Annotated in this window: 10 protein-coding genes; 3 read left to right on the top strand and 7 right to left on the bottom strand. The window is 55.6% G+C overall.

What is annotated here, in order from left to right:
- Positions 1-56: 56 nt before the first annotated feature.
- From BM152_RS19675 to BM152_RS18130, 7 genes are all read right to left on the bottom strand, one after another.
- Positions 57-332: an Arm DNA-binding domain-containing protein gene (locus BM152_RS19675; RefSeq protein WP_331711568.1), complete on the bottom strand. Its 276-nt coding sequence runs from the start codon at positions 330-332 to the stop codon at positions 57-59.
- 468 nt (positions 333-800) lie between these two features.
- Positions 801-1,814 carry a Gfo/Idh/MocA family protein gene (locus BM152_RS18155; RefSeq protein WP_066605235.1) on the bottom strand — a complete coding sequence of 338 codons (1,014 nt, stop codon included), beginning with the start codon at positions 1,812-1,814 and terminating at the stop codon, positions 801-803.
- The gene (locus tag BM152_RS18150; RefSeq protein ID WP_066605232.1) at positions 1,814-2,851 is read right to left on the bottom strand and encodes a Gfo/Idh/MocA family protein; all 1,038 of its coding nucleotides are present in this window, start codon (positions 2,849-2,851) and stop codon (positions 1,814-1,816) included. The genes BM152_RS18155 and BM152_RS18150 overlap by 1 nt, the downstream gene beginning before the upstream one ends.
- 10 nt (positions 2,852-2,861) lie before the next feature.
- Positions 2,862-4,712 (bottom strand): TRAP transporter large permease, encoded by a 1,851-nt coding sequence (locus BM152_RS18145; protein ID WP_211435258.1) that lies wholly within the window; start codon positions 4,710-4,712, stop codon positions 2,862-2,864.
- Positions 4,713-4,774: 62 nt separating this feature from the next.
- Positions 4,775-5,800, bottom strand: a complete 1,026-nt coding sequence (locus tag BM152_RS18140; protein WP_066605226.1) for a TRAP transporter substrate-binding protein — start codon at positions 5,798-5,800, stop codon at positions 4,775-4,777.
- Positions 5,801-5,883: 83 nt separating this feature from the next.
- The gene (uxaC, locus tag BM152_RS18135; RefSeq protein WP_066605214.1) at positions 5,884-7,284 is read right to left on the bottom strand and encodes a glucuronate isomerase; all 1,401 of its coding nucleotides are present in this window, start codon (positions 7,282-7,284) and stop codon (positions 5,884-5,886) included.
- Positions 7,284-7,985: a GntR family transcriptional regulator gene (locus tag BM152_RS18130; RefSeq protein ID WP_066605213.1), complete on the bottom strand. Its 702-nt coding sequence runs from the start codon at positions 7,983-7,985 to the stop codon at positions 7,284-7,286. Before BM152_RS18130 ends, uxaC begins: the two co-directional genes overlap by 1 nt.
- A gap of 113 nt (positions 7,986-8,098) precedes the next feature.
- Here BM152_RS18130 and uxuA point away from each other — a divergent pair, with 113 nt between their 5' ends.
- From uxuA to BM152_RS18110, 3 genes are all read left to right on the top strand, one after another.
- Positions 8,099-9,316 carry a mannonate dehydratase gene (uxuA, locus tag BM152_RS18125; protein WP_066605210.1) on the top strand — a complete coding sequence of 406 codons (1,218 nt, stop codon included), beginning with the start codon at positions 8,099-8,101 and terminating at the stop codon, positions 9,314-9,316.
- Positions 9,313-10,776 (top strand): mannitol dehydrogenase family protein, encoded by a 1,464-nt coding sequence (locus BM152_RS18120; protein WP_066605208.1) that lies wholly within the window; start codon positions 9,313-9,315, stop codon positions 10,774-10,776. The genes uxuA and BM152_RS18120 overlap by 4 nt, the downstream gene beginning before the upstream one ends.
- Before the next feature lie 606 nt (positions 10,777-11,382).
- On the top strand, positions 11,383-11,777 hold a 395-nt coding region (locus tag BM152_RS18110; protein WP_074914643.1), incomplete at its 3' end, for a TetR/AcrR family transcriptional regulator.

The following is an 11,777-nucleotide window of genomic DNA, read 5'->3' as shown; positions in this document are numbered from 1 at the left end:
TTGGCTGAGAAATGACAGAACACAACCCGATCAGCAGGAGCAGAGAGTAGCTTAATTTACGCCAGATCCTGTCCAACAAATGGGGAGTAGCTCACCGAAAGCGAAACCATCAAAGTTGAACCGAGGCCAAAATCTCGACGTCGTCCGCGAACAACAATCCGCAAAAGCCAGCGGCTTGCACCTGTATCATCAACAACAAGATACAACCCGCCTCCATCTGTATGCCGCCCAGGCCCCGCGTTCTTAACATCTGCGAGAGTTAGCCGCCGCTCAAAATGCCGCCCCTTTGCCTTCCCTCCCCGAGGGCGTTCGGGCCTATCTTGTCGCTTCAATATCTTCGCCCCACATTCTACCCCACATCCCCTGCAAACACACTGAATGCAGTCAGGAGAAAAAATCAAGCGTTTTCAATGATTAGGGGAAATTCAAAACGAGGCTTACGGCTCTTTTACAAGCAAGTGGCGGAGGAGGTGTCCTCCTAACCCCCTCCAAATTTATTATTTTTTACATGTTTTTCAGTTGTTTAATAAATTTAAAATAAATAACAGCAACTAATTGTGTAGCAATTTGTATAGCAAAATATTCACATGAAAGCTGCATTTAAAAGACACGTAACCGCGAGCTAGTGGGATGGACCGTCTTCCGACCAAACCTAAAGCAAATTTCCAAACATCAAGTTACAGGACCGGCACCGGTGACCTACGCAAGAAAATTTGTTTACACATTATCTCAGGGCAATAGGAACACGGAGCAGCGACACGACCAACACTTGTTAAGCATAAATTCGTTGTCGTCATCGTTCATATCTCCCCTTCAAGCGCGATGCGTTGCGCCTCGATCGCCAACTCGCAAACGCGGAACGTGCGCTCTTGCGGGCAAGCGGTGTGAGTGCGGTTGCGGATGTCGTTTACGAGGTCGGTGAAGTACGGCAAACCGGCATCGGAACAGTCGATGTATTCGCAGCGATCTTTGCTGACCAAGAACAGATGATTAGCCCCGGCGCGCCCGTCAACATCGACGTATTTGCGTAGCTCTATCGTCCCTTCGGTGCCTGTGAGAAACAAGCGCCCGTCGCCCCAATTCGGAAGCGCATCGGCCGTATACCAGTCAACTCGCACAAATCCCTGCGCCGCGTCTGCACGCAATGTAAGAGTGCCGAAATCCTCGAATTTCGAATGGTCGGGATTGGCGTGGTTAGCCACGGTCGCCATTGTAATCTCGGCGTCTTCTTTGCCGGTGAAGTGCAGGAATTGCTCGATCTGGTGCGACGCGATATCGGTAAGGATACCGCCATAGGTCGCGGCATCGAAGAACCAGTCGGGGCGGGTTGGCGCGTTTAGGCGGTGCGGACCGAGGCCCGTTGTGTGGACAACTTCGCCAATCGCACCGCTACGCACCAATTCAGTGGCGACGGTGACGGCGGGCACCTCAAATCGCTCGGAGAAGTTGACCGACCAAATGCGACCTGTCTCACGCACCGTCTCGCGCAAGCGCTTCACCTCGTCCAAAGTGATGCACCCAGGTTTATCAACCATTACGTCCTTGCCTGCATGCATGGCCTTAATCGCCAAATCAGCACGTTTGTCTGGGCGGCAAGCGATCAACACCAAGGCAATGCCTGGATCATCGAGGATCGCATCAAGATCATCATGGCGTGGTGCGTCAGGGAAGCGTTTGATGAACCCTGCTGCGGGCTGCGGCTCCCCTTCCGTCCACCAGCCCGCAAGCTGTGCGCCCGCATCGATCATTCCCTGTGACATGCCATAAATGTGACGATGATCCATGCCGAGGGCGGCAAAACGAAACGTAGTCATCAGACGGTTTCAACCTCCACTGTTTTTTGTAGTGCGTTCGAGCGGATCATGGCGTCGATCAATGCATGGACGCGCAATGCCTCTCGGCCCGTGATCCGTGATGGTCGTTTGTCGTGTATGGCGCGGGAGAAGTCCTCGATCACGTCGCGGTGCCAATCACAGGGGAAGGCCATTGGATCTGCCCCGCCACCCGTGCCAGATACATCGCCAACAGTCTCCGTGCGGCCGTCGCGCCATGTGACTGTGAGGTGGCCGCCATTGAGGACTGCCGTTGCTTTGGTACCGTCTAACACCAACCGCTCTTGCTCGCCCGGATAGGTCGCGGTGGTCGCGACGACGGAGCCGACCGCACCACAGGCAAAGGTGACGCCTGCGGCAGCAAAATCTTCAGCCTCCATCTTGTGCATCTGTGTGGTGGCAGTCAGGGCTTGCACTGTTTTAGCCGGTCCTGTGAGGCTTAGCATCAAATCGAGCACGTGGATGGCTTGCGAGATCAATACCCCACCGCCGTCGCGCGCATAGGTCCCGCGCCCTGGTTCGTCATAGTATGCCTGATCTCGCCACCACGGGATTTCCGCGCGCACGAGGGCCAGTTCGCCAAGATCGTCTTGCTCAATTATTTCGCGCAGCCGCAGGGCAGCTTGCCGCATACGATGCTGAAACATGATGCCCAAAGCAACGCCATTCATCTCGCATTCTGCCACGATGTCTAGAGCGGCCTGCAACGAGCGTTCGACGGGTTTCTCCATGAGGATATGCTTGCCCGCTGCTGCCATCATACTCACGATCTCGGAGCGTTGATTGGGCGGCGTGGCGATGATGACACCGTCCGTATTCGGGTCCGCCGCAATCGCATCCAGGCTGTCGAAGACGGAGAACCCAAAGATCTCGCTGACCACCTCCGCCTTGGCACGGGTGCGGTTGAATACGCCTGAGACATGCACCTTCCCACGCAATTCGTCGAGCGCTTCGAGGTGCGGTTTTGTGGCCATGCCAAGGCCAATCACGGCGAGGTTAGCGATTGGTTTATTAGTCATATTGGGTTCCTTACGGGCCGAAGAACTTGATCGGCAGCAGCGTGATTTGCGGGATCATGGTGACCAGCAGCAAGACCACGACCTGCGCCGCGATGAAGGGAAGGATTGCGCGGAACACTGCCATTGAAGAGGCGCCACCAACGCGTGCGGTGGTGAAGACGAGCACCCCAAGCGGCGGTGTGAGTGCGCCAATCACGAGGTTCATTACGATGATGATCCCGAACTGCAGCGGGTCCACACCGGCGGCAACAACCACAGGAACCAGGATCGGCACGAGGATCACCATTGCGGCGATCATCTCGATGAAGAGGCCAACGAAGATCAGCAGAAGGTTGATCAGCAACAGCAGAAGAATTTTGTTGCCCGTGAGCGCGGCGAGCCACTCGGCGATCTTTTGCGGGGTTTGCTCAAACGTCAAAATCCAAGCGAAGGGAGAGGCCGCGGCGATGATCACAGCGACAGCCACGGTATCTTCCACCGCCTCGCGAAACGCCGATGACAAGTTTGCAGCCGTCAAGCCGCGATAGATAAACGCACCGCACAGTAGCGCGAAGACGAAAGCCATCGCGCCCGCTTCTGTTGCCGTAAAGATGCCGAAACGCACCCCACCGACGATCATCACGGGCAAACACAACGCAGGCGTCGCAAGCAGGAGCGACTGCCATTTCTCGCCTCCCGACGAACGATCCTTGGTACCGCCATAGCCGCTACGCACCGAGATAACCCACGCCACAAAGGACAACGCGAGCGCCACCATGAGGCCTGGCACGATCGTTCCGATAAACAGTGCGCCGACAGAAACCGAGGCCAAAGCGGCATAGATGATGAGGCCCAATCCCGGCGGGATCATATTGGCCAAAGTTGATGATGCAGCGGTCAGCGCACAGCTAAACGGGCGACCATAACCATGTTTTTCCATCTCCGGGACCAACAGCTTTGCCGTCGCCGAGGCGTCCGCAGTCGAGGAACCCGACACGCCTGCAAGCATGACGTTCGTGACGATGTTGGCTTGGGCCAATCCGCCACGAAAGTGACCGACCAGATGATAGGCCAAGTCAACAATCCGCACGGTAATCCCGCCGACATTCATCACTGCTGCGGCAAGGATGAAAAAAGGGATGGCGAGCAAAGTGAAGGAATTCAATGCGCCTGACATGTTTTGCGTTACGGTGACGAGCATCAAGGGCGGTAAGGGGGTAAGGCCCGCAAAAGAGCCAATGACCAAAGCGTAGACAATGGGCACTTCAGCGAAGATCAACAACATCGTTACGATCATCAAAATTGTCGTACTGCTTGCCTCGACAAACAACGTCCCGCCGACTTCTCTAAGTGCGTAGTAGCCAATAACTCCGGCAAGTACGGACGCAATCCCACTCCACCAACGCAAGCCGGGAATGGGAGCTGTGAGAAACAGCAGGGTCAAAGCACTGCCTACGGGCACGGCCATAAAGAGGTATCGCAGCGGTATACGCAAGGCAGGCAGAACTTGCATGGTACGGTTCATAAAGTCGATACCATGCACTACAAGCACGATACAGCCGATGGCTGTCGCTACCTTAACAAAGACGTGGTGAATGGCTTGTGATTTCTCGGAAAGCTTCGGCACGAACAGCGAAATCGCAATATGGCGGTCCCGGAAAGTCAAAACAGCCATGCCGAGAAACACAGCCCACACAAAAAGAAATTGTGCAGCCTCTTCCGGCCACGGTAGAGATGCGTTGAGAATGTAACGACAAAACACCTGTAGAACAACGACCGCCGTCGCGCATAGCATAAGCACAACGGCGATAGATTCCAGCAGCTTGTTAAGCGCAAGGTAAGGCAGCGCGGGCGCGCTTTGAGACGGCGTGACGTGGTCCAAAATTTTCTCCTCCGAACGGTCTGCCCCATAACGCAATACGAACGGGACAGACGCGATAAGGTTCAACCAAGCGCGCGGATCTTCCCGATCATCGCGGCGGTTTCGGGGCTGGTCGCGCCGAACTGATCAAAGAGGCCCGCGGATTTCTCCTCCCACTTGGCTTTCTCTTCGGCGGGGAACGGATTAACGATACAGCCTGCAGATTTGAGGTCTTCAAGCGCTTGATCCGCGCCTGCACGGTTGATGGTGCGCTGCTCTTCAAAGACTTCTTTGGCAGAATTTCGGCACAGCTCTTGCAAATCCTCAGGCAGGCTGTCCAGCCAAGCTGCGTTCATGCGGATCGCTTTGGGCAGGAACCAATGGTAGGTCGGCAGAATGTATTTCGCCTGCTCGTGCCACTTAAAACCGAGAACAGAGAAGTAGTCGGAATCGAGGCCGTCAATAACGCCTGTGGAAAGTGCCGAGTATTGTTCAGAGTAAGGCAGAGGCGTCGGGTTGGCGCCTAGTGTTTTCCAGAAGTCGACCCAGATGCGCACTTCAGGCACGCGCAGTTTCACGCCTTGCAAGCTGGCAAGATCGGTCACGGGCATTTTGGTCAACAGGTGGCGGAAGCCAACTTCGCCATATGCAATAAACTCAACGCCAGTTTTCTCGCGCGCGATCTGGCTGATCTCCTGACCGATGTCGCCTTGTAAAACAGCGTCAACGTGGGCTTCGTTCTTGTAAATGAAGCCTGGTGCGCCAGCGGTCGCTGCGATTTCCGGCGCGATGGCCTCTTCGCTGTCAGGCCCCGCGGCAGTGACCTGAATGGTCCCGATGCGGCTCATCTCCAGCAATTGCGCCAGTCCTCCAAGCTGACTTGCTGGAAAATGTTGTGCATCGATGCGCCCTTCACTGCGCTCGTTGAGCATTGTAACCCATTTGTCAAACGCATTGGTGAACGGCGAGCCTATGGCCTCCGAGTGAGCGATTTTACATACGAACGTCTCTTGTGCCCAAGAGGCGCGCATAAGCGCAGGTGTCGCCAATGCGGCAGCCCCAAGTTGAAGCACCGAGCGGCGCGCAAGTTGTGTTTTCTTTATGGTCATTTCTCTCTCCCTTTGATTCTCCGCACATAAAAGCCATGCGTCTGAATAGTTGCCCGACATATGTCAGGCGCAGCGTAAATCCGTCAAAGGCGGTAGGCCTTCATCGCAAGGTCGTGGGCCAAAAGACGCGCGATATCATATGCCTCGCACTCATCTATGCGGTGTGTGACCACCATTTCGGCAAGCCAACCACTATCTACACGCCGTGCGACATCGTGGCGCGCGGGGATGGAGCACAGCGCCCGCGTGTCGTCGTTGAAGCCAACGGTATTGTAGATACCCGCTGTCTCCATCGCCATCTCGCGGAAACGGCGCATTCCTTCGTAACTGTCATGGAACCACCACGGCGGCCCAAGGCGCAAACAAGGCCAGACACCCGCTAGCGGTGCTAGTTCGCGCGCATAGGTCGTCTCGTCCAAGGTGAACAGGATCAGAGTCAACCGCGGATCCATACCCACGGCATTGAGCAGTGGACGTAGAGCCTCGGTGAAGCTCACAGGCACAGGAATATCAAAACCGCGATCAGGCCCGTAGTCGCGTTGAACCTTAGCAGAATGACCGCGCAAAGAGCCGCTGTGAAGCTGCATAACCAACCCGTCGTCGAGCGACATCCGCGCCATTTCCGTGAGCATTTGTGCGCGGAATAATTCGGCATCTCCCGCGTTCGGATTTCCAGACCGAACGCGCTCATAAAGCGCACAGGCTTCTGCGTATGGCAAGTCAGTCGTTTGTGGTGTTGGGTGGCCGTGGTCAGTGGCAGTCGCACCCATTGCTTTGAATGCTGCGCGTCGCGCGCGATGCGCGTCGAGATAGCCATCATAAGTGTTGGTATCGCATCCCGACACCTCTGCCAACCGTTCCAAATTCTCCGCGAAATCTCTCACGTCAGGATCAATCACAGAGTCGGGGCGATAGGTCGGCACCACACGCCCATTCCAGTCGCTGTCGCGCGCCATCGCATGATAGGATAGATCATCAAGCGCACTGTCGGTGGTCGCGATCACTTCGATCCCGAAGCGATCATAGAGCGCGCGAGGCGAAGTCTCGGGTTTGGGCAACAGTTCTGCAATGGCGTCATATATCTCGTTAGCCGTGTCGGGGCCGAGTCGCTTGCTGAAACCGAAGAGACGCGCCAGCGCATCATCCACCCAGATGCGCGAAGGGGTGCCTGCAAAGAGGTAATAGTGATCCGCAAAAGTCTGCCAGATTCTACGCGAATCACGCTCACAATTTTCGCCAATGCCAAGCGCTTCAAAGCTCACGCCTTGGCTTGTCAACATCCGTGTAACGTAGTGATCAGGCGTGACGAACAACGCGGCGGGGTCCGTAAACGCGGGGTTCTCGCCCCACCACTTCGGATCAGTATGCCCGTGAGGCGACACGATAGGTAAGGCCTCAACCGATTGATAGAGGCCCCGCGCCAGCTGGCGCGTTGCAGGGTCCGCAGGCAACAGGCGGTCCGGATGTAAAAGCGCGCCCTCCATTAGCTCTCCTCCGCAATGAAGAATTCGGGTTTGGCGGCGGTGACAACAGGGATGTCATCAAGCACACGGCGCAGATGCTGGCGCATCTTTTGCTCCGCACCATCCGCGTCGCCCGCCTTGATCGCCTCAACGATCTCGGTGTGCTGAACAACCAAAGACTCGCGGGGCAATTGACTCGCACTCAAGTGGCGCACGCGGTCCATTTGGATGCGCAGACTTTCAAGGAAACCCCAGCCCGCGCCTTGGCCGGCAATTGTCGCAATCGTGCGGTGGAAAGTCTCGTCGAGCGCCATGAAAGCACTTGGGGCTCCATCAACTCCATCGCGCTGCGCAGCCAGAATGGAATCGAGTTCGCGTGCCTGCACATCCGTAATGCGCTCTGCCGCAGCACGAACGATGTCGGCCTCCACAGCCTCGCGCACGAATTGCGCAGCCAGCACGGAGGCAATGTCGATGCGTCGGACAAAACTTCCCCGTTGCGGGCGAATTTCGATCAGCCCAGCCTCCGACAGCTTAATGAACGCTTCGCGCACGGGCTGTCGGCTGGTGTTGTAGTGCGCTGCAATTTCCACCTCGGACAAACGCGTCCCCGGCGCAAGATCACTCCGCACAATGCGATCCCGAAGGAATGAGAAGAGCTGCGGGCTTACGGCTCTGCTCGGATCGATAACTTCAGGTCTATTTGTCAGGTCTTGGCTCATTGTTTCTCCCTTGCCTAACCGTGCAGGAATGGCACCATACTAGTCAACACAAAATTTTTGTGCTAGCCATTCCCCTGTATTTGAAAGTCACTTGCAATGAAAAAGGGATGAATATGAGGCAGACTTGGCGTTGGTTTGGTCCCAAGGACCTTGTTTCGATTGATTCGATGCTACAGGCAGGCGTCGAGGGGGTTGTCTCGGCATTGCACCACGTGCCAACTGGGACTGTATGGTCCCCAAAAGAGATCACCCAGCGCCAAAAAGAGATCGCCACGACTTCATCTGGCAGGGCATCAGGTTTGACATGGGATGTGGTCGAAAGCCTCCCCGTCTCCGAGGACATCAAGCGGCAAACAGGCGATTGGCGTGTGCATGTTGAAGCGTGGAAACAGTCACTCCTCAATTTGCACGCAGCTGGGATCGAGGTGGTATGCTACAACTTTATGCCTGTCCTTGACTGGACCCGAACAGACCTCGCGCACCCCCTGCCCTCTGGTGCTACATGTATGCGTTTCGAACTTCCTGTTTTTGCCGCTTTCGACATTCATATACTCAAACGCGACAACGCCGCGGAGAGCTATCCTGTCAATGTTGTCGAGACAGCCCAAGAAATCTTTTCGAACATGGGTGCGACGCAGATTGAAGATCTGGTGCGCACCGTCGTATTTGGCCTTCCAGGTGCTGCGGAAAACTTTTCACTTGATGACTTGCGCTGCCACCTTGCGGCCTATTCAGGACTGGACGAAGACGGGCTGCGCGCCAATCTGGTTTCGTTTCTCGAAGAGGTTGCACCACTAGCGCAAGAGCTCGGGATGCGCCTGTGCTGCCACCCTGATGATCCTCCTGTCCCACTACTCGGCTTGCCGCGCATCATGTCGACCGAGGCGGATTATGCGCATGTTCTCAAAGCTGTGGATATCCCCGCCAACGGTGTAACCCTATGCTCAGGATCGTTGGGCTCGCGACCCGATAATGACCTGCCGGGAATGATGGAACGCTTAGGCGAACGCGTGCATTTCTTGCACTTGCGCAATGTGAAGCGCGAAAGCGACAAGGTTCAGACCAGCTTCTACGAGACTGCGCATTTGGAGGGTGATACGGATATGGTCGCCTTGGTTGCCGCCGTCCTGAAACAGGAGGCAAAACGCCGCGACGAAGGGCGGGCTGATGCCTGCATCCCATTCCGTCCGGATCACGGGCAGGACATCCTGGACGATTTGGCACGCAAGGCACAGCCGGGCTATCCGTTGATCGGACGCCTCAAGGGACTCGCGGAGCTTCGCGGCATTATTTCCTCCTTGACCCACTCTCACGTGAGAGGCGGGCTATGACTGTGAAACGCCTTACACAAATCAGCGACATTTCAGGTGCGGCACGCACCCCTGCTTATGACCCTGCGGCCCATGGTTGTGGGATCGTGCATCTCGGTCTGGGTGCATTTCATCGCGCCCATCAGGCGGCAATGACGGACGCGGCGCTTGCCTCTGAGGGCGGCGATTGGCGCATTACTGGCGTGAGCCTACGCAGCCGCTCTGTGGTGGATGCACTAGAGGCTCAGAACTGTCTCTACACATTGCTTGAGCGTGATGCGCAGGGCGTCAGAGGCCGCGTAATCGGAGCGATTGGCAAGGCCATCGCCGCCGACCCACGCGCCACGCTGGACGCCCTATGCGAGCCCGCAACGCGTATTGTGACGCTAACCGTCACGGAAAAAGGCTACGGCATAAACAGAGAAACGGGAGGCCCCGACCTGAGCACTCCTGTGATCGCCCACGATCTCGCCCATTTGGACGCGCCGAGCGGTGTGCTTGGGCTCTTGGCCGTGGCTCTATCTGCACGTCGCAACGCGGGCTTATCACCCTTTACTGTACTATGTTGTGACAACCTGCCGGACAATGGCCAGTTCTTGAAAAACGGGGTTACAGGTTTTGCGCGCCATATGGATGTCGGACTTGCGGATTGGATTGTCGCCAACGTCGCCTTCCCCTCGTCCATGGTGGACCGTATTACGCCCGCTGCAAGCGATACAACACGGGCAGATGCACACGCCCTCACGGGCTGCTCCGATCTGTGTGCCATCGAAACGGAGCCATTCTGCCAGTGGGTGATAGAGGATAACTTCCCCCAAGGACGTCCAGCGTGGGAGGCTGGTGGCGCGCTCTTTGTTGATGACGTCGCCAAATTCGAGCACATGAAACTGCGGGTGCTTAACGGCGCGCATTCCATGTTGGCCTATACGGGGTTCCTCTCGGGCAAACAATATGTGCGCGAGGTGATGGCGGACGCGAACCTTGCAAAGCTAGTGCGTCGCCATTTGCGCGCAGCTGCAAAAACTCTGGAGCCACTGTCGATGATCGATTACGACATCTATGCCAGAGAACTTGAGGCACGGTTCAGCAATCCCGCCATCGCACATGAGACATATCAGATCGCAATGGACGGCACGCAAAAACTGCCTCAACGGATTTTCGCCCCCGCACTCGATGCGATCGCAAGCGGCCAGGATATCCGCCCTTTTGCCTTCGCTACAGCCATGTGGATGCGATATTGCCTAGGTGTTGATGATACAGGCGCGCCCTACGAGATACGCGATCCATATGAGGCCGAGATTAAAGCAGCTCTCGATGCCCAGCCTCGCGATGGATTTCAAATTTCGAAAGCCCTTCAAATGCGGCTTGATCTGTTCCCTACTAAATTAAAAGAAAATACGGATTGGCAAAAATTAGTGGCGGAGATCTTGGATGAAACGATTGAGAAAGGTGTTCGCCGCGTAGTCACGTCCGAAGCCTAAAAGACGGATGCAGCACCTAAGTATCGATGACAATGCGAAACGACGTGTTGCGCCCATGGTAGACAACCCTATGGAAGACTCATATCACCCCAAAGTGATCTTCAACGAAGTAAAGACCTTGATGGGTTATAATTAAAATAAGCGCGTGCGCCCGCCCCCGCCTAGTGTATGGGGCGGCTGCAAATCAGGCCACGGTAGCGCCAGCATTGTTAGTCACGCGGCGGCCATCAAAGCGTTTTTTGCCCCTCGTCTTGTTGGGCAGGACCGCCTTGATGAATTCCCATTTAAGATTGCTCACATCTGACCATACCACTCATCTCATTCCGTACTATGCCCGTCCAGAACTAAGACGCATTACACTGATTTTCAGAACCAATTTATGATAGCTCTGCCTAGTATGTGCTTCCTATCAATAGATCAAAGCTAACTTTTTTGTTCTTATTTTTATTATTGTAGAGTTCCGCATCACCTTCGCCCAGGGAGGCGCGGAAGCTATCCGCACAGGTCATTCGTCGCAGGTAGACGCTCCTGTTTCACAGATTAGTGAATGAGGAAATAGCGCACCACCCGTAGACGACCGGTCTAATTTATCCTACGTAGCGGGTCATGGAACACCAAAACGACACCCGCTCTCGGATATTGACCACAGGACGCCGCCTGACAGCCCAGCAGGGTTATACTGGAGTTGGCTTAAGCACACTTTTGAAAGAGGCTGGCATTCCGAAGGGTTCGTTCTACCACTACTTCGCATCGAAAGAGGCATATGGCTGCGCGCTGTTGAGCGAGTTTATGACAGAGTATAGCCATCGCCTTAATGCCTCTCTCGCGCATCCAAACATGAATGCACGGTCTCGGCTCTTGACCTATTTCGAAGGGTGGCGCGAAAAACAACTCAGCCCGAACCTTGAGGATCGGTGTCTGGTGGTTAAACTGTCGGCAGAAGTTGCTGACCTATCGGAGAACATGAGCAACATCTTGCAAAAAGGCGTGTCCGACATTGT

The sequence above is a fragment of the Celeribacter halophilus genome (assembly GCF_900114135.1).
GTDB classification, from domain to species: Bacteria; Pseudomonadota; Alphaproteobacteria; order Rhodobacterales; family Rhodobacteraceae; genus Celeribacter; species Celeribacter halophilus.
The sequence above is the reverse complement of the archived record's forward strand: the minus strand, read 5'-3'. Positions and strand labels throughout refer to the sequence as shown.

Coding starts and splice junctions, on each gene's coding strand:
- BM152_RS18155 (WP_066605235.1), bottom strand. CDS start 1,814: ATGACTACGTTTCGTTTTGCCGCCCTCGGCATGGATCATCGTCACATT.
- BM152_RS18150 (WP_066605232.1), bottom strand. CDS start 2,851: ATGACTAATAAACCAATCGCTAACCTCGCCGTGATTGGCCTTGGCATG.
- BM152_RS18140 (WP_066605226.1), bottom strand. CDS start 5,800: ATGACCATAAAGAAAACACAACTTGCGCGCCGCTCGGTGCTTCAACTT.
- uxaC (WP_066605214.1), bottom strand. CDS start 7,284: ATGGAGGGCGCGCTTTTACATCCGGACCGCCTGTTGCCTGCGGACCCT.
- BM152_RS18130 (WP_066605213.1), bottom strand. CDS start 7,985: ATGAGCCAAGACCTGACAAATAGACCTGAAGTTATCGATCCGAGCAGA.
- uxuA (WP_066605210.1), top strand. CDS start 8,099: ATGAGGCAGACTTGGCGTTGGTTTGGTCCCAAGGACCTTGTTTCGATT.
- BM152_RS18120 (WP_066605208.1), top strand. CDS start 9,313: ATGACTGTGAAACGCCTTACACAAATCAGCGACATTTCAGGTGCGGCA.